This window comes from Streptomyces sp. DT224 (assembly GCF_049844595.1).
Taxonomy (GTDB): domain Bacteria; phylum Actinomycetota; class Actinomycetes; order Streptomycetales; family Streptomycetaceae; genus Streptomyces.
Window position 1 is genome coordinate 568,939 of sequence record NZ_JBNCLI010000001.1, and the last position, 22,391, is coordinate 591,329.

Consider the following 22,391-nt stretch of genomic DNA (forward strand, 5'->3'; position numbering starts at 1 on the left):
CGTGACTGTCATCGACCTGGAGTCGTACGAGGACGCCCTCGCGACGTACGACCCCGTCATGGGCCTTGAGGTCCATGTGGAGCTCGGCACCAAGACGAAGATGTTCTGCGGCTGCTCCACCGAGCTGGGGCAGGACGCCAACACGCAGACCTGCCCCGTCTGCCTCGGGCTGCCCGGCGCGCTGCCGGTCGTCAACGAGATCGGCGTGGAGTCCGCGATCAAGATCGGCCTCGCGCTGAACTGCGAGATCGCCGAGTGGTGCCGCTTCGCCCGGAAGAACTACTTCTATCCGGACATGCCGAAGAACTTCCAGACCTCCCAGTACGACGAGCCGATCGCCTTCAACGGCTATCTGGACGTCCAGCTGGAGGACGGCGAGGTCTTCCGGGTGCAGATCGAACGCGCCCACATGGAGGAGGACACCGGCAAGTCGACGCACGTCGGCGGCGCCACCGGCCGTATCCACGGCGCGTCCCACTCCCTGCTCGACTACAACCGCGCGGGCATCCCGCTCATCGAGATCGTCACCAAGCCGATCGAGGGAGCGGGCGCACGCGCCCCCGAGGTCGCCCGGGCGTACGTCGCCGAGCTCCGCGAGCTCATCAAGGCGCTCGGCGTCTCCGAGGCCCGCATGGAGATGGGCCAGATGCGCTGCGACGTCAACCTGTCGCTGCGCCCGCACGGCACCGAGACCTTCGGTACGCGCTCCGAGACGAAGAACGTGAACTCACTGCGTTCCGTCGAGCGCGCCGCCCGCTTCGAGATCCAGCGCCACGCCGCGGTGCTGAACTCCGGCGGCACGATCGTGCAGGAGACCCGGCACTTCCACGAGGAGGACGGCTCCACCACGGCCGGCCGCATCAAGGACAACGCCGAGGACTACCGCTACTTCCCCGAGCCCGACCTCGTGCCGGTCGCCCCGGCCCGGGAGTGGGTCGAGGAACTGCGGGGCGGCCTCCCGGAGCTGCCGCGGGTCCGCCGCGCCCGGCTCAAGGAGGAGTGGGGCGTCTCCGAGCACGACATGCAGTCCATCCTCAACGCGGGCGCGGTCGACCTGATCGTCGCCACGATCGAGGCGGGCGCCCCCTCGGACCAGGCCCGGAAGTGGTGGATGGGCGAGCTGGCCCGTAACGCCAACGAGACCGGCCGCGGCCTGGACGAGCTGCCCGTCACCCCGGCGCAGGTCGCCCGGGTCGCCGAGCTCGTCGCCGCGGGCGACCTCAACGACAAGCTGGCCCGCCAGGTCCTGGAGGGCGTGCTCGCCGGCGAGGGCGACCCGGACACCGTGGTCGAGAAGCGCGGCCTGAAGGTCGTCTCCGACGAGGGCGCGCTGTCCACCGCCGTGGACGAGGCCATCGCGGGCAACGCCGCCATCGCGGACAAGATCCGCGGCGGCAAGGTCGCGGCGGCCGGCGCGCTGGTCGGCGCGGTCATGAAGGCGACCCGCGGCCAGGCGGACGCGGCCCGGGTCCGGGAGCTGATCCTGGAGAAGCTCGGCGTCGAGGGCTGACGCGTTTCCTCACGCCAACAGCGGTGCGCCCGGGGACGGGTGCACCGCTGTTGGCGTGCGTTCAGCGCTTCAGCACGGGGGAGCCCAGGGCCATGACGGCGCCGTAGCAGTTCTCGTCGATGCTGATGCGCAGCCGCAGGGCGTTCTCCACCTTCAGCGACAGCTTCTGGGGTTCACCCAGGACGATCGTGCCCACCCACAGGGTCTTGTCGTCCACCTTGACGGTCAGGCGCCCCGACTCGTAGTTGGAGTGGTCATCGATCCCGGCGGTGACGTCGAAGGTCGTCCACGCCCGATCGAGGTCGAACTCCATGTACGGCCCCGTGTTGCACTCCGGGGTGGCCACGTAGGCGTCGTCGTACACCTGCGTGTTGACCTTCGCCGAGCCAACCGCGAAGAGCTGGGGCTCGGCCACGGTGTTCATAGTCGTCAGCGAGACCTCCGAGGCGGCGTCCACCGAGCCCGGGTCCGTCGCCTCGGGGGACTCGGAGCCGGGGGCGCCGTCGTCCGCGCCAGGCTCCCCTGCGACGGGCGTCTCGGCTCCGGGCGTCTCCTCCTCCGTCGTGGGCGGGGTCTTCGGGGCGGAGGACTCCGGGGAGGCGCCGCCACTCGCCTTCGCCTTGTCGTCGTCGTTCAGGGCCTGGAGGCCCCATGCGCCCAGCACGGCGAGCACCACCACGGCGACCGTGGGAAGAGCGATCCGCAGCAGCCGGCCCGGCTTCTTCGGCGGCGGGGCCGGAGCGGGGGCCGGGGCCGGGAAGGGGGGCGGACCGAAGGCGCCCGGCCCCGGGAACGGCTCGCCGGTGTACGCGGCGGTCGGCGGGCCCGGGTTGACCGTGGTGGGCGTCGGCACCCCGGGGTCGTGGGACGCGGTGATCGGCGGCGGGAAGCCGGGCGGGTCCACCGGAGGCGGCGGTACGGCCGCCGGCAGGGCGTCCCGTACGGACTCCGCCGACGAGACGCCGGTGACCGTGGTCGACACCACCGCCGAGCGCAGGTCCCTCATCCAGGAGGACAGGCTCTCCGGCCGCTGTTCCGGTTCGGCCGCGCAGACGGCGAGAATGCGCTCGCGGCGTTCCGGGGCGGCCGCGGCCACCTGCGGCAGGGCACTCAGCGCGGCGCGCAGCTGCTCGGGCGTGCCGGGCGGGGCCTGGCCGCTGATCAGGAAGTAGGCGATCGCGCCGAACGCGTACCGGTCGGTGCCCGGGGTCCGCTTGCCCTCGAAGACCTCCGGGGCGGCGTAGCCGGGGGTGAACCAGACCTCGGCCGTCCGGTGGTCCGCGGTGAGCTTGCTCAGCCCGAAGTCCACCAGCGTGGCCTGGCCGTACGCGTCGACCATGACGTTGCCGGGGGAGAGGTCGCCGTGGACGACCGTACGGCCGGACGGGGTGGCCCGGCCGCTGTGCAGCCAGTCCAGCACGTCCGCGATCTGCTCCAGGGCCCGCAGCACCTCGCGCCGCTCGGCGTGGGTGGCGAGGGTCCGCTCGACGCGCCAGTCCCGCAGATCGAGCCCGTCCACGTGGTTCATGACCAGGACCAGGGCGCGCCCGGCGGCCGTCGAGGCGTTGCCGGCACCGTGGATCGGGGGCCCCTCGAAGTGCTCCCGGACGCCGACGACCCCCGGCCGGCTCACAAAGCGCAGTAACTCGGCCTGTTCGCGCCACTTCGTGCTGAGGCGCTGGAACTGCTCGACGGTGATCGTGGTCCTGGAGTCGAGTACCTTCACGACCACGGTCTCGGGTGCACCTTCCAGCTCGATCTCCGCCCGGTAGAGGACGGCCTCGCCGCCCCTGCCGATGGAATTGAGCAGGCGGTACCGGTCGGGTGCGGAATCCGGTCCGATGTGATGTGCGGCGCTGGTCAAGAATCCCCCCAGAGACGGTAGTTGACGGTTCATAAGGTAGCCGCGCCGGTCCGGGGAGCGCGGTCCGCGGCGCGTGACGGTGTGGGTGTGGTTCCGTAGCGGGTCCGGCGAACGGCGGTGCTCATGTCGCCCATAAGGGGATGTGCCCGCTGTGACCCTCCCCACGAATGGGGCAAATGATCTCGAATGGCTGCAAGAGTGGCCGTTCTCAGGTCATGCGTTCTCCCGCGGGCGGCTTCCGCCGGTCCCGGGAAGACCACGAACCCGCAGGGAGCGCGTCCCCTTGGCTGCCATCGCCCGCTGGTGCGTCACGCACCGCCTCATCGCCGTTCTGATCTGGCTGCTCGCCCTCGGGGGCACGGCCGCCGCCGCGGGGTTCGCGGGGTCCGCCTACTCCAACGACTACGAGGCCCCGGGCACCGAGTCCGGGCAGGCCGCGGAGCTGCTGAAGAGCGGGTTCACCGATCTCGGCGGGGACACCGACACCATCGTCTGGCACACCGAGGACTCCACGGTCCGGGCCACCGACGTCGAGCAGAAGATGACCCGCACCCTGCACGCCGTGGAGCGGCTGCCCGGGGTCGGGGCGGTCGACAGCCCGTACACGGAGACCGGAGCCGCGCAGATCAGCCCCGACGGGCACACCGCGTACGCCACCGTCACCTTCGACCAGCGCGCCGACGACGTGCCCGTGGCGCAGGCGCGGGCGGTCGTGGACACCGCGAAGGCGGCCGGCAGCCCGCATCTGCGCGTCGAGCTGGGCGGTCAGGCCGTCGGGCTCACCGAGGCGCCCGCCGCGCATCTCAGCGAGGTCGTCGGGGTGGCCGTCGCGGCCGTCGTGCTCTTCCTCGCCTTCGGCTCGCTCGCCGCGAGTCTGCTGCCCATCGCCACGGCGCTCGTCTCGGTCGGCACGGCGTACGCGGGCATCGTGCTCCTCGGGCACCTGATGACCGTCGCCGACTTCGCGCCCATGCTCGGCATGCTGATAGGGCTCGGCGTGGGCATCGACTACGCCCTGTTCATCGTCACCCGGCACCGCAGAGGGCTGCGGCGCGGCATGACCGTGCCCGAGGCCGCGCAGCACGCGGTGGCGACGACCGGGCGGGCCGTGGTCTTCGCCGGGGCCACCGTCTGCATCGCGCTCCTCGGCATGCTGATCCTCCGACTGAGCTTCCTCAACGGCGTGGCCATCGCCGCCTCGCTCACCGTCGTCCTGACCGTGGCCGCCTCGGTGACCCTGCTGCCGGCCCTCCTCTCGCTCATCGGACTGCGGGCGCTCGGCCGGCGCGAACGGGCCCGGCTGGCCGCGCACGGGCCGCGGCCCGAGCCACCCACCGGCTTCGCCGCACGCTGGTCCGCCTTCGTGGAGCGGCACCCGAAGCTCCTCGGCGCGGTGGCCGCCGCGGTGATGCTGGTCCTCGCGCTGCCCACCTTCTCGCTCCACCTGGGCAGCTCCGACCAGGGCAACAACACGGAGTCGTCGACCACCCGGCAGGCGTACGACCTGCTGGCCGACGGCTTCGGCCCCGGCGTCAACGGACCGCTCACCGTCGCCGCGCACCTGGACGGCGCCGACGACCGGCTCGCGATGGACGCCCTGCCCGCCACCCTGCGTACGGTCGACGGGGTGGCCTGGGCCTACCCGGTGACGTACAACGCCGGAGGTGACACCGCGTACGTCACCGTCGTCCCCGACTCCGCCCCGCAGTCCCGCGCGACCAGCGACCTCGTGGAGCGGCTGCGTACGGACGTGCTGCCGAAGGCGGCCGACAACACCTCGCTGGAGACCCATGTGGGCGGGGTCACGGCCAGCTACGACGACTTCGCGCAGATCATCATCGGCAAACTGCCGCTGTTCATCGGCGTCGTCATAGGGCTCGGCTGCCTGCTCCTGCTGCTGGCCTTCCGGTCCGTCGGCATCCCGCTGAAGGCGGCGGCGATGAACGTCGCGGCGGTCGCCTCGTCGTTCGGCGTCGTCGTCGCGATCTTCCAGTGGGGCTGGGGCGGCGAGCTCCTGGGCCTGGGCAGCGCGGGCCCCATCGAACCCTTCCTGCCGGTGATCATGGTCTCCGTGCTCTTCGGCCTCTCCATGGACTACCAGGTCTTCCTGGTCGGCCGGATGTACGAGGAGTGGCTGGAGACCCGCGACAACCGGCGCGCGGTCCGGGTGGGCCTCGCCGAGACCAGCCGGGTCATCAACTCGGCCGCTGTGATCATGATCTCGGTCTTCCTCGCCTTCGTCCTCAGCGGCGACCGCGTCATCGCGATGTTCGGCATCGCCCTCGCGGCCGCCGTCGCCCTGGACGCCTTCGTCCTGCGCACCCTGCTCGTCCCGGCCCTCATGCACCTGCTGGGCGGCGCCAACTGGTGGCTCCCCGGCTGGCTGGAGCGCCGCCTGCCCCGTCTGAGCATCGAGCCGCCGGACCGCCCGGCGGTACGGGTGCCGGTGCCCGGTGTGCGGACGTACGAGGACGAGCCGGCCGAGCGCGTCCACTGACCGCCCGCCGGGGCGACCGGATGCGTTAAGGGGCCTCTCATCTGCGGCACCTAGCGTGCGCCGCATGAAGCCCACCACGCCCGAAGCCGTCGCCGACGGCGCGAAGACGACCGACGAGACCGACGACCCCACCGTGCGGGAGACGGACCAGCAGGACCAGGACGAGACGGGCCGGGGGGCCGAGACGGACGCCTCCGAGGAGACGGACGCCTCCGAGGAGACGGACGCCTCCGAGGAGACCGACGCCTCCGAGGAGACCGACGACGACACCGGCGAGGAGACCTCGGGCCGGCTTGCCGCCGCCTCCGCGGCCGTCGTCTCCGCCGGACTCGGCGTCGTCGGCCTCACCGGCGCCTGGAGCGGCCGGATCGCAGCCGAGCGCGAGACCCTGATCGGCCAGATCAAGACCTCGTCCGGCGGCTCGGCCGCCCAGCAGATCAACGAGATATACGGCGACGCCTGGCACTCCACCGCCCTGGTCAACGGCCTCTTCGGCCTCCTCGCCCTGCTGGTCGGCAGCTACGTCCTGGTCCGGCCCGCATTCGGCGCCCCGGCCCGGCAGCCGCAGGCCGGCTGGGTCCGCGCGGTCGCCCGGGGCGGCATCGCCCTCGGCGCCCTCGGCGTACTGATCTCCATAGCCATGTACTTCGACCTCATCGTCGCCCTGCCCACCACGGCCGGATAGGACGGTTCCGGGGGCCGGGCTCCCCGTACTAAGGCATGTCCGGGTGGTTTCACCGGTCCTGGGCGGTGGTAGGGCCCCGGACCTAAGGCACCCGTACGCCACAGATGCGGAACACGCCCGATGTGGCGCACCCCCCTGGGGGACGAGAGTGGGGGCACGGCAGAGGAACTGCCGCCACCGAGGCCCGCGAGGGTCCTCATCCCAGGGGGACATCCCATGTTCGAGTACGAACTCCACAAGGTCATGCACGCCGAACTCCTCCGCCGCGCCGACCTCCGGCGGCTCGCCGGCGAAGTGACCCGCGCCCGACGGACCCTCCGCAAGGAATCCGGAAGGACGGTGAGTACCGTCGGCGTACGGGACCGGTTCACGCCCGCCGCGTAGGGCGGAGGCGGTGGACCGGGGCCGGGGGCCCTCCAGCCCCCGGTTTATTCCGTCCGCGCTGTCGGACCCGTGTGCGATGCTCGCCCACGTGGAGACCAGGTCAGTCAGTCCCGTGTTCGTCGGCCGTACCGGCGAACTCACCTCGCTCACCGGCGCGCTCACCCGCGCCACCAAGGAACCCTCCGGCGCCGCCGGAGGGTTCTGCGGTGCGCCGCAGGCCCTGCTCATCGGCGGTGAGGCGGGCGTCGGCAAGACCCGCCTCGTCGAGGAGTTCCTCGCCGTCGCCGTCCGCCGCGACGCGGTCGTCGCCGTCGGCGGCTGCGTCGAGATCGGCGCCGAGGGCCTGCCGTACGCCCCCTTCTCCACCGCCCTGCGCGCCCTGCGCCGCGCCCTGCCCGACGAGATGGCCGCCGCCTGCTCCGGCCAGGAGGGCGAACTGGCCCGGCTGCTCCCCGAGCTGGGCGAGACCGGCCGCGACGGCAACGACGAGCTCGGCACCGCCCGCCTCTTCGAACTGACCGTCCGGCTCCTGGAACGCCTCTCGGCCGACCGGGCCGTCGTCCTCGTCCTGGAGGACCTGCACTGGGCGGACTCCTCGACCCGCCACCTCCTCGCCTACCTCTTCCGCACCCTGCGCAGCGGCCGGCTCGTCGTCGTCGGCACCTACCGCGCCGACGACATCCACCGCCGCCACCCCCTGCGCCCGCTCCTCGCCGAGATCGACCGGCTCCGCACCGTCCGCCGCATCGAGCTCTCCCGGTTCACGCGGTCCGAGGTCCGCCGCCAGCTCGCCGGCATCCTCGCGGGCACCCCCGATCCGGCCCTGGTGGACGAGATATTCGAGCGCTCCGACGGCAACGCCTTCTTCGTGGAGGAGCTGGCCTGCATCCTGGAGTGCGGCGACGGGGACGGCGACGGCCTGCCCGAATCGCTGCGCGACCTCCTCCTCGTCCGCGTCGAGGCCCTGTCCGCCGACGCCCAGAAGGTCGCCCGGATCGTCGCCGAGGGCGGCTCCGCCGTCGAGTACGAACTGCTCGCCGCCGTCGCCGGCCTCAGCGAGGACGACCTCATCGCGGCGCTGCGCACCGCCGTCGGCGCCAACCTGCTCCTGACCACCCCGGAGGGCGACGGCTACCGCTTCCGCCACTCCCTGGTCCGCGAGGCCGTCAGCGACGACCTGCTCCCCGGTGAGCGCTCCCGCCTCAACCGCCGGTACGCCGAGGCGCTGGAGGCCGACCCCTCCCTCGTCTGCGACGGCGAGCGCGCCACCCGTCTGGCCAGCTACTGGTACGGGGCGCACGACCCCGCCAAGGCGCTGCCCGCCGTGCTGAAGGCCTCCGTCCGGGCCCGCCACCGCAACGCCTACGCCGAGCAGCTGCGCCTCCTGGAACGCGCCCTCGAACTGTGGGACGACGCCCCCGAAGACGTCCGCCGCACCCTGCGCCCCATCGACTACGCCGAGGTCTACCCGTCCTGCGGGCGGGACGCCTCGACCCCGCTGACCTACCTCGACCTGATGGCCGAGGCCACCGTCGCCGCCCGCCTCGGCGGAGAGCGCGAACGGGCCTTCGCCATCTGCAAGAAGGCCCTGCGCATCCTGGAGGGCGAGGACGACGCGCTGCGCGCCGCCTGGTTCTGGGTCCAGCGCTCCCGCCTCGTCCAGGACCTCACGCGCGGCGACGGCTGGGAGGAGCTGGCCACCGCCGAGCAGCTGGTCCGGGGCCTGCCCCCGTCCGCGGTGCACGCGGACGTCCTGATGATGGTGGCCGGCTGGGGCGCCCTGCACCGCCCCGGCGCCGAGACCCTGGCCGCCGCCGAACGGGCCGTGGAGTACGCCCAGCTCGTCGGCGACGAGTACATCGGGCTGCACGCCCGGCTCACCCGGGGCTGGCTGAACGCGGACGCGGGCGCCGTCGACGAGGGCATCGCCGAGATGTACGCCGTGCGCGACCGGGCCGACGAGCTGGGCCTCATCGACATCATGGGCCGGGCCAGCATCAACCTGCCGTCCACGCTGGAGGCCATGGGCCGCTCCCTCGAAGCGGTGGCCGCCGCCGACCACGGCATCCGCATCTGCCACGAGCACGGCGTCGCGGACATGGAGGCGTGGGTCCGCACCAACCAGGCGATGTCCCTGTTCTCGCTGGGCCGCTGGGACGAGGCCGTGGCCACCACGGAGGCCGCCGCCCGCAAGTCGCTGTCCCGCAAGTCCCAGGGCCTGGTCGCCTCCCGCCGTACCGAGCTGGCCCTCGCCCGGGGCGACCTCGCCGAGGCCGAACGGCAACTCGCGCTGACCCGGCGCTGCTTCGGCTCCAGCGACCCCCAGCCCCAGCACTTCATCAATCCCGTACGCCACGCCATCCAGATCGCCGTACGGCAGGGCCGGCTGCCCGAGGCGCGCGCCGCCTTCGAGGCGCAGGCCGCCGAGGGCTTCCCCACCGGCACCCAGCGCTACGCCTTCCCGATGCTGCACGCCGTCGCGGCGGCCGAGGCCGACGCCCGGGGCCTGCCCGCCACCGAACCGGGCCGCCCCGCCGTCCTCGACCTGGTCCGCAGCCACCTCAAGCGGCTGCCGGTCCTGGTCCCGGTCTGGTCCGCCTACGCCCTCCTGGTCGAGGCGGAACTGGCCAGGGCCGAGGGCGTCGACACCCCGGACCACTGGGAGGGCGCCGCCCGGGCGTTCACCCCGCTGCACCGCCCGTACGAGCTGGCGCAGATCCACCACCGCTGGGCGGAGGCCCTGCTCGTCGCCTCCGGTGACCGGGCCACCGCCACCGGTCTGCTGCGCGACGCGCACACCACCGCCGTCCGGCTCGGGGCCCGCCCGCTCACGGAGACCATCGGGCTGCTGGCCGGCCGCGCCCGCATCGCCCTGGCGGGCGCGGGCGGCGAGGCGGCGGAGATACCGGCCGCGGTCGTCGTCCCGGAGGAGCCCGGGCCCGCCCGGGACCCCTCGGACGAGCAGCTGCGGGCCGCCGCGGCCGCGGTGGAGTCCTTCGGGCTGACCCCGCGCGAGCAGGACGTGCACCGGCTGGTCGCGGCGGGCCTCACCAACCGCCGGATCGCCGAGGAGCTGTACATCTCGCCGAAGACCGCGAGCGTCCACGTCTCGAACATCCTGGCCAAGCTGGGCGTGACCGGCCGCGGCGAGGCCGCCGCCCTGGCCCACCGGCTGCGCCTGTACCCGGTGCCGGAGCAGCGCTGACAGGCCCCTACCGGACCTGGACGAGGAGGATCTTGTCGTCCCCCGGCTTCGGCGTGCCCCGGCTGTCCGTCTCGCTCGTGACCAGCCACAGCTTGTCGCCGCCCGCCGCGAGGACCGTGCGCAGCCGGCCGTACTCGCCCTCCAGGAACGCCTGCGGGTCGGCCAGGGGCTCCTTCGCCGCCCCGTCCTCGCGGGAGAGCGGGACGCGCCACAGCCGCTCGCCCCGCAGCCCGGCCAGCCAGAGGGAGCCCTTGACGTACGCGATGCCGCTGGGCGACGCCTCGGAGGTCTTCCACTGGGCGACCGGGTCGCGGAAGCCCTCCTTGTGCGCGGTGCCCTCGACGTCCGGCCAGCCGTAGTTGCCGCCCGGCTCGATCAGGTTCAGCTCGTCCCAGGTGTCCTGGCCGAACTCGGAGGCCCACAGCCGCTTCTCCGCGTCCCAGGCGAGACCCTGCACATTGCGGTGCCCGTACGAATACACCACGGAGTCGCCCTCCGGGTTGCCGTGCAGCGGCTCGCCGTCGGGCGTCATCCGCAGGATCTTGCCCGCCAGAGACTTCTTGTCCTGCGCCCGGCCGTCGTCGCCCGTCTCGCCGGTGCCCGCGTACAGCGCGCGGTCGGGCCCGAAGGCGATCCGGCCGCCGTTGTGGATCTGACCCTTGGGGATGCCGCGCAGGATGGTGTCCGGGGCGCCCAGCAACTGGCCGGGAGAGCCGTCCTCGTCGTAGATCATGCGGGCGATGCGGTTGTCCGACGCGGTGGTGAAGTACGCGTACACCTGGTGGTCCGTGCCGAAGTCGGGCGACACGGCGAGGCCGAGCAGCCCGCCCTCGCCGGCCGGGGCGACCCCGGGGACCGTGCCGAGAAGCTTCTTCCCGCCGGTCTTCGCGTCGATCCGGGTGATGGTGCCCTTGTCCCGGGAGCCCACCAGGAGGTCGCCGGCGGGGAGCGCGGCCAGCCCCCACGGGGAGTTCAGCCCCTCGGTGAGCGTCGAGACCACCTTCGCCGAGCCCTTGGCCGGGGGCTGGTCGGCCGGGGGGCGCGAGACGGACGGCGACGGGGAGGGCGGCTGGGCGGCCGGCCCGGAGGGGGAGTGCGCCGGTGAACTCGCGCCCGCCGGGCCCCCGCCGTCCTGGGAGCCGCACCCGGCTGCCATCAGCAGGGCGCCGGCCGCCAGCACGGCCACCATGCCCCGCCGCGCCCCCGGGCCGCACCGGCCGTACCCCGTACGACGCCCCGCGGGGCCCTGCACTGATCCGAACACCGTACCGATCCCTTCAACGGCCGCCTGTCCCCTGTTCTTACACCGAGCGGGCGCGGACCGGGGCGCTTTCCGGACCGGCGGACAGCACACCCAGTGCCGCGTCAGCCGAGGTTCGCCCCGTCGCGACGCCCTGCACGCACTCTCGCCGCACCGGCCGGAAGCCGCCGCCCTGCCCGCCCTCCGGGCGGACGACGGGAATTGTCGGACGCCCTAGTCCCAGGACTCGCGCGGTGCCGGCAGCCGGTCGATCTCCGCCAGGTCGCGTTCCGTCAGCGTCAGCCCGGACGCGCCCGCGTTCTCCACCGCCCAGTCCTCCCGCTTCGTGCCGGGCACCGGCACCACCTGGGGCCCCTGGTGCAGCACCCAGGCCAGGGCCACCTGCGCGGGCGTCGCCCCGTGCCGCTCGGCGACCCGGCGCAGCCCCACCACCAGCGGCTGGTTCGCCGCCATCATCTCGGCCGTGAACCGGGGATGCCGGGCCCGCAGGTCCTCGGGTTCGAACCCCTGCCCCGGCGTCAGCGTCCCCGTGAGGTAGCCGTTGCCCAGCGGCATCGCGGCCAGGAAGCCCACGCCCCGGGCCGCGCACCACGGCAGCAGCGACTCCAGCGCCTGCGGCGACCACACCGACAGCTCCGCCTGCACCGCGCTGACCGGGAACACCTGCTGCACCCGCTCCAGTTGCCGGATCGTTCCGTCGTGCATCCGGGCGCCCGAGCGCCGCGACGCCCGCGCGCCGACCGCGCACAGGCCCAGCGCCCGCACCTTTCCCGCGCTCACCAGTTCCGCCATCGCGCCCCACGTCTCCTCGACGGGCACCTCGGGGTCGGCGCGGTGGAGCTGGTAGAGGTCGATCACATCGGTCTGGAGCCGCCGCAGCGAGGCGTCGCAGGCCCGGCGCACGTATCCCGGCCTGCCGTTGGCCACGATGTGCTGATCTCCCACCAGGAGCCCGCACTTGGTGGACACGAACGCCTCGGCCCGACGGCCCTTCAGCGCCCGCCCCACCAACAGCTCGTTGGTGAAGGGGCCGTACATGTCGGCGGTGTCGAGCAGATCGACGCCCGCGTCCAGTGCCGCGTGCACCGCCCGCAGCGCACGGTCGCCCCGCTGCTGCGAGGCGCTGTACGCCCAGCTCATCGGCATGCAGCCGAGACCGACCGCACCCACGGCGAGCGCCGCCGCACCGAGACTCCTGCGCTCCAACTCCCGAACCCCTCTCGCACCGCCCACAACCTAACCTCTGCGTCCCGGAGGGCTTCGCATAGCCTCCTGACCATGACTTCCACCACGCATTCCGTCCCCGCCCCCGAGGTCTGGCTGCCCCTGCGCGCCGAGGAGATCGAAGGGCTTCCCGAGGGCCTGACGTACCACTTCTGGGACGGCGGGAAGGACTACCCGGCCGACCCCGCCGACTGCGCCTACTACGTCGTCCCGTACATGAAGGGCATGGAGGTCGCGGTCCGGCCGCTCGGTGCGATGAGCCGCGTCCAGGTCGTGCAGACGCTGTCGGCGGGCACCGACCACGTCGAGCCGGGCCTCGCCGGACTGCACGCGGGCGTCAGGGTGTGCAACGCCAAGGGCGTCCACGAGGCGTCCACCGCCGAACTGACCCTCGCGCTGATCCTCGCCTCGCTGCGCGGGTTCCCCGGCTTCGTGCGCGGCCAGGACGACGAGGAGTGGCGGTCCGGCTTCTACCCGGCGCTCGCCGACAAGTCCGTGCTGATCGTGGGGTACGGATCGATCGGCTCCGCCATCGAGGACCGGCTCGCGCCGTTCGAGTGCGCGCGGGTCGTACGCGTCGCGCGCTCCGCACGGACAACCGCACGCGGCCCCGTACACACACTCGACGACCTGCCGGCCCTGCTGCCCGACGCCGACGTGGTGATCCTGTCCACCCCGCTGAACCCCTCCACGCAGGGGCTGGTGGGCGCCGAGTTCCTCGCCGCGATGCACGACGGGGCGCTGCTGGTCAACGTCGCCCGGGGCGGAGTGGTCGACACCAAGGCCCTGTTGTCCGAACTCGAGTCCGGCCGGCTGCACGCCGCCCTCGACGTCACCGACCCGGAACCGCTGCCTTCCGGCCATCCCCTCTGGCATGCTCCGAACGTCCTCATCACCCCGCACGTCGGCGGCAGCACCTCCGCGTTCCTGCCGCGCGCCGAGCGGCTGATCGCCGGACAGCTCACCCGCTTCGCCGCGGGGCAGCCGCTGGACAACGTCGTACGCACCACGGGCTGACCACGCAAAGAGCACGTCCGGCTCCCCTCCGTGGCCACAACACCGCAGGTCGTCACGGAGAGTAGAGGAACTATGTCCCTGAGTGACGAGTCTGGTGTATCGTCCCGAAAGGGGTGTCGCGCCGTGGCAGGGACGGCGCCGGGGAGCCAGCCACACGCGAGGGGGCGACGGGCGATGGACGGCCGATGGGCGAACGATCCGACACGACGGGTCCGGCGACGGCGCGCGGAGGGCCCGGTGAGCCGGCGCCGCAGCCGGCCGGGGACCTCGGGAGGCCCGCGGTGAGCGCCCCGGTGAGCACGCGCGGAGCGTTCCTCGCCCGGCGGTCCGGTCCGGGCCGCACCTCCGCGCTGCTCCCGCAGATCGTTCTCGGCCTCGTCTGCGGCGGTTACGCGGTGGGCGCGGCCACCGGCTGGGGTTCGGCCGGAGTGGCCCTGGTCATGGGGGACTTCGGTCTGAGCGCCGCCGCCCTCGCCGCCGCCGTCTCCTGCTTCCTCTTCGCCCGCGTCGCCGACCCGAGGTTCCGTCCGGCCTGGCTGCTGTTCGCGCTCTCCTCGCTGATGGCCTGTGCAGGCAACGCCGTCTGGGGCTGGTACGAGTGCGTGCGCGAGGTCCGCGTCCCGAGCCCGTCCCTCGCCGACGTCTTCTTCCTCTGCTTCGCGCCGCCCGCGATCGTCGGACTCCTCGTCCTCGCCAAGCGGCCCGTCACCCGCGCCGGCTGGGTCTGCCTGGCCCTCGACTCCTGGCTGATCGGCGGCTCGCTGCTCACCCTGTCCTGGAGCCTCGCCCTCGCCCACACCGCGCACGTCGCGGACATCGAGGGCGACAGCGTGGCCCGCGCCGCCCTCTCGCTGGCCTACCCGCTGCTCGACATCGTGCTCGTCTCGATGGTCCTCGCCCTGCACTTCCGGCGCTCCAGCGTCAACCGCGCCGCGGTGAACACCGCCATCGCCGCGCTCGCCCTGACCGTGCTCTGCGACGCCCTGTTCACCTCGCCGCTGCTCCGCCAGACCTACCACTCGGGCCAGTTGCTCGACGCCGGCTGGTTCGCCGGCTCGCTGCTCCTCGCGTACGCCCCCTGGGGCGCCGCGCGCGAGGCGGACAACGCTGTCCGGGACGAGGCCGGGGGCGAGGACCCGGGCGCCCCGCGCACCGCCAGCCGCCCCATCGCCGGCTCACTGGCCGCGCTGACCCCGTATCTCGCCGCGGCCGTCTGCACCCTGGGCATCCTGTACAACGTGATCGAGGGCCGCCGGGTGGACCGCGTCGTCGTGCTCACCGGGTGCACGGTGGTCCTCGCCCTCGTCGTCCGCCAGGGCATCATGCTCCTCGACAACATCGCCCTCACCCAGGAACTGGCCCAGAAGGAGAACCACTTCCGCTCCCTGGTGCAGGGCTCCAGCGACGTCATCATGATCGCCGCGCCCAGCGGCGTCCTGCGCTACGTCAGCCCCGCCGCCGCCGGCGTCTACGGGCGGGACGCGGACGAACTCGTCGGCGCCGAGCTGTCCTCGATCATCCACCCCGACGACCTCGGCCGCGTCGTCCACGAGGTCCGCCGCTTCCTCGCCGCCCCGCCGGGCGAGGAGCCCGCCACGCGCATCGAGTGCCGCTTCCGGTCCGGCTCCGGCGACTGGCTCAACGTCGAGTCCACCGTCAACCGCCACCAGGGCGGCCTGCTCCTCAACAGCCGGGACGTCACCGAACGCGTGCGCCTCCAGGCCCAGTTGCAGCACAACGCCGAGCACGACCCGCTCACCGACCTGCCCAACCGGGCCCTGTTCACCGCCCGGGTCCGCCAGGCGCTCTCCGGCCGCCGCTCCGGGGACGCGGGCACCGCCGTCCTCTTCATCGACCTGGACGGCTTCAAGGCGGCCAACGACCGGCTCGGCCACCAGGCGGGCGACGAACTGCTCGTCCAGGCCGCCCGCCGCCTCCACGAGTCCGTCCGCTCCGGGGACACCGCCGCCCGCCTCGGGGGCGACGAGTTCGCCGCCCTCATCGTCGGCGACGCCGGCCGCGAGCAGGACGCCCGCGAGTGCCAGGTCCACGAGATCGCCGACCGGCTGCGCCTCACGCTCTCCGAGCCCTACCGCGTCGGCGACGGCGAGGTCCGCGTCACCGCCTCCATCGGCGTCGCCTTCGCCGAGCCCGGCATCACCCCCAACGACCTCATGCGCAACGCGGACCTCGCCATGTACCGCGCCAAGGCCGGCGGCAAGAACCGCGTCGAGCTGTACGCCCCGCAGATGCAGGCCGACGTGGTCCGCCGCTCCGAACTGGCGACCCGGCTGCGCGGCGCCCTGCGCGACGGCGAGTTCGCGCTCCTCCACCAGCCCGTGGTGCACCTGGCCACCGGCCGGGTCGCCGCCGTCGCCGCCCAGGCCCGCTGGCGCTCCGCCCAGGGCATCCTGTTCACGCCCGCCGAGTTCCTGCGGATCTCCGAGGACGGCGACCGCACCGCCGAGCTGGGCCGCTGGCTCCTGGAAGAGGCCGTCGAGCAGGCCGCCGACCGGGCCAGGGCGGGCCACCGCACCGCGGTGTCCGTCCGCCTCCCGGCCCGGAGGCTGCTCGACCGGGGTTCCCCGGGCGGCTCCGTCGAGGCGCTGCTCACGCGGTACGGACTGCCGTCCGGGGCGCTCATGATCGAGGTCGCGGACAGCGATCCCCGGGTCTCCTTCGACGACCTGGAGCAGCGCCTGGCCGCCCTGCGCCGCCTCGGCGTCCGGATCGCGCTCGACGGCTTCGGCAGCGGCTACGCCGCGATCAACGCCCTGCGCCGCCTCCCGATCGACGTGCTCAAGCTGGACCGGGGCCTGGTGGAGGGCGTCGTGGAGTCGGCCCGGCTGCACAAGATCACCAGTGGGCTGCTCCGGATCGCCTGCGACCTCGGCATGCAGTCCGTGGCCGACGGCGTGGACGTACCGGAGCAGGTCCTCGCCCTGCGCGCCATGGGCTGTACGCACGGCCAGGGCGCGGCCTTCTCCGGGCCGCTGGACGAGTACCGGCTGCGCCGCGCGCTGGTCCGCGGGACGTTCCCGGTGCCCGCCGGAGTGCCCGCCCAGCCGGTCCTCACGGGCGGCGCGATCCCCTCCCTCAGCCGCTCGCATGATGAGACACCCGTCCCACCAACTTGACACCCCGCGTGCGTCGGAGAGAGGGTCAATGCCATGCGCACCCGAATTCTCGTACTTGGAAAGCGCGTCGGCTGAAGCAGGGTCCCTCCATGACACCCTGCGGACCGCACCGGCGCGCTCCCCTCGCTTGCCTCACGGCACGGGGGGTTTTTTGTTGCACCGGACCAGGCAAAACGTCGTAAAACACTCGCAAAAACCTCAGCTTCGAGAAGAGAATGCCGATGACCGAGCAGGCCACAGGGGCCCACCATCCCCAGCCGCGGGCCCGTACCGGCGGATCGCCCGCCGCCTCCGTTGAGCACCTCACGGGCGCGCAGTCCCTCATCCGCTCTCTCGAGGAAGTCGGGGCCGACACCGTATTCGGCCTCCCCGGCGGCTGCATTCTCCCCGCCTACGACCCGCTGATGGACTCCACCCGGGTCCGTCACATCCTGGTCCGGCACGAGCAGGGCGCGGGTCACGCGGCCACCGGCTACGCGCAGGCCACCGGCAAGGTCGGTGTCTGCATGGTCACCTCGGGCCCCGGCGCCACCAATCTCGTCACCCCGATCGCCGACGCGGCCATGGACTCCGTGCCGTTGGTCGCGATCACCGGTCAGGTGGCCTCCGGCGCCATCGGTACGGACGCCTTCCAGGAAGCCGACATCTGCGGCATCACCATGCCGATCACGAAGCACAACTTCCTGGTCACCCGCGCCGAGGACATCGCGCACACGATCGCCGAGGCGTTCCACATCGCCTCCACCGGCCGCCCGGGCCCGGTCCTGGTCGACATCGCCAAGGACGCGCTCCAGGCGAAGACCACCTTCAGCTGGCCGCCGGTCATGGACCTGCCCGGCTACCGCCCGGTGACCAAGCCGCACGCCAAGCAGATCCGCGAGGCCGCCAAGCTCATCACCCAGGCCAAGCGCCCGGTGCTCTACGTGGGCGGCGGCGTGATCAAGGCCGGGGCCACCGCCGAACTCAAGGTGCTGGCCGAGCTGACCGGAGCGCCCGTCACCACCACCCTGATGGCGCTCGGCTCCTTCCCCGACAGCCACCCGCTGCACGTGGGCATGCCCGGTATGCACGGTTCGGTCACCGCCGTCACCGCGCTCCAGAAGGCCGACCTGATCGTCGCCCTCGGCGCCCGCTTCGACGACCGCGTCACGGGCAAGCTGGACAGCTTCGCCCCGTACGCCAAGGTCGTCCACGCCGACATCGACCCGGCGGAGATCGGCAAGAACCGCGCCGCCGACGTCCCGATCGTGGGCGACGCCCGCGAGGTCATCGCCGACCTCGTCCAGGCGGTCCAGGCCGAGCACACCGAGGGCAACACCGGCGACTACAGCGCCTGGTGGAAGGACCTCGACCGCTGGCGCGAGACCTACCCGCTCGGCTACGACCTCCCCGAGGACGGCAGCCTCTCCCCGCAGCAGGTCATCCAGCGCATCGGCGAGCTCGCCCCGCCGGACACGATCTTCGCCGCGGGCGTCGGCCAGCACCAGATGTGGGCCTCGCACTTCATCCAGTACGAGCAGCCCGCCACCTGGCTCAACTCCGGCGGCGCCGGGACCATGGGCTACGCGGTCCCGGCCGCGATGGGTGCCAAGGCCGGCATGCCCGACCGCACGGTCTGGGCGATCGACGGCGACGGCTGCTTCCAGATGACCAATCAGGAGCTCACCACCTGCGCCCTGAACAACATCCCGGTGAAGATCGCCATCATCAACAACGGCGCGCTCGGGATGGTCCGCCAGTGGCAGACCCTGTTCTACAACCAGCGGTACTCCAACACCGTGCTGCACGCGGGCCCGGACGGCGAGACCCCGCCCAACAAGGGCACCCGCGTCCCGGACTTCGTGAAGCTCTCCGAGGCCATGGGCTGCTACGCGATCCGCTGCGAGGACCCGGCCGACCTGGACAAGGTCATCGCCGAGGCGAACGCGATCAACGACCGCCCGGTCGTCATCGACTTCATCGTCCACGAGGACGCCATGGTGTGGCCCATGGTCGCCGCCGGCACCTCCAACGACGAGGTCATGGCCGCCCGGGGCGTCCGTCCCGACTTCGGCGACAACGAAGACGACTGAGAGACAGAGAGAGACCGACTTCCATGTCCACCAAGCACACGCTCTCCGTCCTGGTCGAGAACAAGCCCGGTGTCCTGGCCCGGATCACCGCCCTGTTCTCCCGCCGCGGCTTCAACATCGACTCGCTCGCGGTCGGCACCACCGAACACCCCGACATCTCCCGCATCACCATCGTCGTGAATGTCGAGGACCTGCCCCTGGAGCAGGTCACCAAGCAGCTCAACAAGCTGGTGAACGTCCTCAAGATCGTCGAACTCGAGCCGTCCGCTGCGATCCAGCGCGAGCTCGTCCTGGTGAAGGTCCGCGCCGACAACGAGACCCGCTCCCAGATCGTCGAGATCGTCCAGCTGTTCCGCGCCAAGACCGTCGACGTCTCGCCCGAGGCCGTCACGATCGAGGCGACCGGCGGCGCCGACAAGCTGGAGGCGATGCTCAAGATGCTGGAGCAGTACGGCATCAAGGAGCTCGTCCAGTCCGGCACCATCGCCATAGGGCGCGGCGCGCGCTCGATCACCGACCGGTCCCTGCGCGCCCTCGACCGCACGGCGTAAACCCCCGGGGACCCGCCGTCCTGCCGACGCCGCTCGTATGGCGAGACCCGAAAACGTATCTGACGCACCCCGCCGTACGGTGGGACGCAACACCTGCACACCAAGGAGAAGACCCAGTGGCCGAGCTGTTCTACGACGACGATGCCGACCTGTCCATCATCCAGGGCCGCAAGGTCGCGGTCATCGGCTACGGCAGCCAGGGCCACGCCCACGCGCTGTCGCTGCGTGACTCGGGTGTCGACGTCCGTGTCGGTCTGCACGAGGGTTCCAAGTCCAAGGCCAAGGCCGAGGAGCAGGGCCTGCGCGTGGTGACCCCGTCCGAGGCGGCCGCCGAGGCCGACGTCATCATGATCCTCGTCCCGGACCCGATCCAGGCCCAGGTCTACGAGGAGTCCATCAAGGACAACCTCAAGGACGGCGACGCGCTGTTCTTCGGCCACGGCCTGAACATCCGCTTCGACTTCATCAAGCCGCCGGCCAACGTCGACGTCTGCATGGTCGCCCCGAAGGGCCCGGGCCACCTGGTCCGCCGCCAGTACGAGGAGGGCCGCGGCGTCCCGTGCATCGTGGCCGTCGAGCAGGACGCCTCGGGCAACGGCCTGGCGCTCGCCCTGTCGTACGCCAAGGGCATCGGCGGCACCCGCGCCGGCGTCATCAAGACGACCTTCACCGAGGAGACCGAGACCGACCTCTTCGGCGAGCAGGCCGTCCTCTGCGGCGGCACCGCCGCCCTGGTCAAGGCCGGTTTCGAGACCCTGACCGAGGCCGGCTACCAGCCGGAGATCGCCTACTTCGAGTGCCTGCACGAGCTGAAGCTCATCGTGGACCTCATGTACGAGGGCGGCCTGGAGAAGATGCGCTGGTCCATCTCGGAGACCGCCGAGTGGGGCGACTACGTCACCGGCCCGCGCATCATCACGGACGCCACCAAGGCCGAGATGAAGAAGGTTCTCGCCGAGATCCAGGACGGTACCTTCGCCAAGAACTGGATGGCCGAGTACCACAACGGTCTGCCCAAGTACAACGAGTACAAGAAGGCCGACAGCGACCACCTGCTGGAGACCACCGGCCGCGAGCTGCGCAAGCTCATGAGCTGGGTCAACGACGAGGACGCGTAAGCCCCGAGCCCCGGGGGCGGGTCACCCCCGCCCCCGGGGACCACGCACTCGTGCGGGTGATCCTTCCGAAGGGGCGCTGACCGGGGTCCCGCGCATGACTAGACTGCTCCACATACACGCGTCAGGCCCACAGTGTCGTGCGTCTTCCACGCGGCAAGCCCCTCCACGCCTGCGGCCGTCGGGACGGCCGTCCGCACTGGATCTGTGAGGACTCACGTGAGCTCGAAACCTGTCGTACTCATCGCTGAAGAGCTGTCGCCCGCCACGGTGGACGCCCTGGGCCCGGACTTCGAGATCCGGCACTGCAACGGCGCGGACCGCGCCGAGCTCATCCCCGCCATCGCCGATGTCGACGCCATCCTGGTGCGTTCCGCCACCAAGGTCGACGCCGAGGCCATCGCCGCCGCGAACAAGCTGAAGGTCGTCGCCCGCGCGGGCGTCGGTCTGGACAACGTCGACGTCTCCGCCGCCACCAAGGCCGGCGTGATGGTCGTGAACGCCCCGACCTCCAACATCGTCACCGCCGCCGAGCTGGCCTGCGGTCTGCTCGTGGCCACCGCGCGCCACATCCCGCAGGCCAACACCGCCCTCAAGAACGGCGAGTGGAAGCGCTCGAAGTACACCGGTGTCGAGCTGAGCGAGAAGACCCTCGGCGTCGTCGGCCTCGGCCGCATCGGCGTCCTGGTCGCGCAGCGCATGTCCGCCTTCGGCATGAAGATCGTCGCCTACGACCCCTATGTGCAGCCCGCGCGCGCCGCGCAGATGGGCGTCAAGCTCCTCTCGCTGGACGAGCTGCTGGAGGTCGCCGACTTCATCACCGTGCACCTCCCGAAGACCCCGGAGACGCTGGGCCTGATCGGTGACGAGGCGCTGCACAAGGTGAAGCCCACCGTGCGCATCGTCAACGCCGCGCGCGGCGGCATCGTGGACGAGGAGGCGCTGGCCTCCGCGCTCAAGGAGGGCCGCGTCGCCGGCGCCGGCCTCGACGTGTACGCGAAGGAGCCCTGCACGGACTCCCCGCTCTTCCAGTTCGACCAGGTCGTCTGCACCCCGCACCTCGGCGCCTCCACCGACGAGGCCCAGGAGAAGGCGGGCATCGCGGTCGCCAAGTCGGTGCGCCTCGCGCTCGCCGGTGAGCTGGTCCCGGACGCGGTCAACGTCCAGGGCGGCGTCATCGCCGAGGACGTGCGCCCGGGCCTGCCGCTCGCCGAGAAGCTGGGCCGGATCTTCACCGCGCTGGCCGGCGAGGTCGCCGCCCGCCTCGACGTCGAGGTCTACGGCGAGATCACCCAGCACGACGTCAAGGTGCTCGAACTCTCCGCGCTCAAGGGCGTGTTCGAGGACGTCGTGGACGAGACGGTGTCGTATGTGAACGCCCCGCTGTTCGCCCAGGAGCGCGGTGTCGAGGTGCGCCTCACCACCAGCTCCGAGTCGCCCGAGCACCGCAACGTGGTCACCGTCCGGGGCACCCTGGCCGACGGCCAGGAGGTCGCCGTCTCCGGCACGCTGGCCGGCCCCAAGCACCTCCAGAAGATCGTCGCGATCGGTGAGCACGACGTGGACCTGGCGCTCGCGGACCACATGATCGTGCTCCGCTACGAGGACCGCCCCGGCGTCGTCGGCACGGTCGGCCGCATCCTCGGCGAGGCCGGTCTGAACATCGCGGGCATGCAGGTCTCCCGCGCCGACGTGGGCGGCGAGGCGCTGGTCGTCCTCACCGTGGACGACGACGTCCCGGCGACCGTGCTGGCCGAGATCTCCTCGGAGATCGGGGCCGCCTCGGCCCGCTCGGTGAACCTCACCGACTGACCTCGCGGACCTCACGAGTCCCACCCGCACCCGGCATGTAGACGCGTGTCTTACACA

At 72.3% G+C, this 22,391-nt stretch carries 14 protein-coding genes; 11 read left to right on the forward strand and 3 right to left on the reverse strand.

Annotated features, from left to right (window positions below; all coding sequences use genetic code 11):
- Nucleotide 1 precedes the first annotated feature (1 nt).
- Nucleotides 2-1,510, forward strand: coding sequence for an Asp-tRNA(Asn)/Glu-tRNA(Gln) amidotransferase subunit GatB (gatB, locus tag ACLQ2N_RS02750; RefSeq protein WP_425808586.1), 1,509 nt, complete (start codon nucleotides 2-4; stop codon nucleotides 1,508-1,510).
- A gap of 61 nt (nucleotides 1,511-1,571) precedes the next feature.
- On the opposite strand, the gene ACLQ2N_RS02755 is transcribed toward gatB, so the two are convergent.
- Nucleotides 1,572-3,374 (reverse strand): protein kinase domain-containing protein, encoded by a 1,803-nt coding sequence (locus ACLQ2N_RS02755; protein ID WP_425808588.1) that lies wholly within the window; start codon nucleotides 3,372-3,374, stop codon nucleotides 1,572-1,574.
- 283 nt (nucleotides 3,375-3,657) lie between these two features.
- Between ACLQ2N_RS02755 and ACLQ2N_RS02760 the strand changes: the two genes are divergently transcribed.
- The 4 genes from ACLQ2N_RS02760 (at nucleotide 3,658) to ACLQ2N_RS02775 (ending at nucleotide 10,145) form a co-directional block, all read left to right on the forward strand.
- Nucleotides 3,658-5,871, forward strand: a complete 2,214-nt coding sequence (locus ACLQ2N_RS02760) for an MMPL family transporter (protein ID WP_425808590.1) — start codon at nucleotides 3,658-3,660, stop codon at nucleotides 5,869-5,871.
- Nucleotides 5,872-5,935: 64 nt separating this feature from the next.
- Complete coding sequence (locus tag ACLQ2N_RS02765; protein WP_425808592.1) at nucleotides 5,936-6,556, forward strand: hypothetical protein; 621 nt, start codon at nucleotides 5,936-5,938, stop codon at nucleotides 6,554-6,556.
- A gap of 216 nt (nucleotides 6,557-6,772) precedes the next feature.
- Nucleotides 6,773-6,940, forward strand: coding sequence for a hypothetical protein (locus tag ACLQ2N_RS02770; RefSeq protein WP_425808594.1), 168 nt, complete (start codon nucleotides 6,773-6,775; stop codon nucleotides 6,938-6,940).
- A 76-nt stretch (nucleotides 6,941-7,016) separates the two neighbouring features.
- Entirely contained in the window at nucleotides 7,017-10,145 is a 3,129-nt protein-coding gene (locus ACLQ2N_RS02775) for a helix-turn-helix transcriptional regulator (protein ID WP_425808596.1), read from the forward strand.
- A 7-nt stretch (nucleotides 10,146-10,152) separates the two neighbouring features.
- Here ACLQ2N_RS02775 and ACLQ2N_RS02780 read toward each other — a convergent pair whose 3' ends face one another.
- Nucleotides 10,153-11,331 carry a PQQ-dependent sugar dehydrogenase gene (locus ACLQ2N_RS02780; protein ID WP_425808981.1) on the reverse strand — a complete coding sequence of 393 codons (1,179 nt, stop codon included), beginning with the start codon at nucleotides 11,329-11,331 and terminating at the stop codon, nucleotides 10,153-10,155.
- A gap of 288 nt (nucleotides 11,332-11,619) precedes the next feature.
- Nucleotides 11,620-12,576, reverse strand: coding sequence for an aldo/keto reductase (locus tag ACLQ2N_RS02785; RefSeq protein WP_425808983.1), 957 nt, complete (start codon nucleotides 12,574-12,576; stop codon nucleotides 11,620-11,622).
- A 108-nt stretch (nucleotides 12,577-12,684) separates the two neighbouring features.
- Here ACLQ2N_RS02785 and ACLQ2N_RS02790 point away from each other — a divergent pair, with 108 nt between their 5' ends.
- From ACLQ2N_RS02790 to serA, 6 genes are all read left to right on the forward strand, one after another.
- Nucleotides 12,685-13,647, forward strand: a complete 963-nt coding sequence (locus ACLQ2N_RS02790) for a 2-hydroxyacid dehydrogenase (RefSeq protein WP_425808598.1) — start codon at nucleotides 12,685-12,687, stop codon at nucleotides 13,645-13,647.
- Nucleotides 13,648-13,940: 293 nt separating this feature from the next.
- Nucleotides 13,941-16,784 carry a putative bifunctional diguanylate cyclase/phosphodiesterase gene (locus ACLQ2N_RS02795; RefSeq protein ID WP_425808600.1) on the forward strand — a complete coding sequence of 948 codons (2,844 nt, stop codon included), beginning with the start codon at nucleotides 13,941-13,943 and terminating at the stop codon, nucleotides 16,782-16,784.
- Between the two features lie 215 nt (nucleotides 16,785-16,999).
- Entirely contained in the window at nucleotides 17,000-18,856 is a 1,857-nt protein-coding gene (locus ACLQ2N_RS02800) for an acetolactate synthase large subunit (RefSeq protein ID WP_425808602.1), read from the forward strand.
- Nucleotides 18,857-18,879: 23 nt separating this feature from the next.
- The gene (gene ilvN / locus ACLQ2N_RS02805) at nucleotides 18,880-19,407 is read left to right on the forward strand and encodes an acetolactate synthase small subunit (protein WP_018553223.1); all 528 of its coding nucleotides are present in this window, start codon (nucleotides 18,880-18,882) and stop codon (nucleotides 19,405-19,407) included.
- Nucleotides 19,408-19,523: 116 nt separating this feature from the next.
- Nucleotides 19,524-20,525 (forward strand): ketol-acid reductoisomerase, encoded by a 1,002-nt coding sequence (gene ilvC / locus ACLQ2N_RS02810; protein WP_037690024.1) that lies wholly within the window; start codon nucleotides 19,524-19,526, stop codon nucleotides 20,523-20,525.
- 216 nt (nucleotides 20,526-20,741) lie between these two features.
- Nucleotides 20,742-22,334 carry a phosphoglycerate dehydrogenase gene (serA, locus tag ACLQ2N_RS02815; RefSeq protein ID WP_425808605.1) on the forward strand — a complete coding sequence of 531 codons (1,593 nt, stop codon included), beginning with the start codon at nucleotides 20,742-20,744 and terminating at the stop codon, nucleotides 22,332-22,334.
- Nucleotides 22,335-22,391: the final 57 nt, after the last annotated feature.

Bases quoted from the DNA above. Each gene is read 5' to 3' on its own strand.
- ACLQ2N_RS02765 (WP_425808592.1), top strand. From the start codon at position 5,936: ATGAAGCCCACCACGCCCGAAGCCGTCGCCGACGGCGCGAAGACGACC.
- ACLQ2N_RS02770 (WP_425808594.1), top strand. From the start codon at position 6,773: ATGTTCGAGTACGAACTCCACAAGGTCATGCACGCCGAACTCCTCCGC.
- ACLQ2N_RS02775 (WP_425808596.1), top strand. From the start codon at position 7,017: ATGCTCGCCCACGTGGAGACCAGGTCAGTCAGTCCCGTGTTCGTCGGC.
- ACLQ2N_RS02790 (WP_425808598.1), top strand. From the start codon at position 12,685: ATGACTTCCACCACGCATTCCGTCCCCGCCCCCGAGGTCTGGCTGCCC.
- ACLQ2N_RS02800 (WP_425808602.1), top strand. From the start codon at position 17,000: ATGCCGATGACCGAGCAGGCCACAGGGGCCCACCATCCCCAGCCGCGG.
- ilvN (WP_018553223.1), top strand. From the start codon at position 18,880: ATGTCCACCAAGCACACGCTCTCCGTCCTGGTCGAGAACAAGCCCGGT.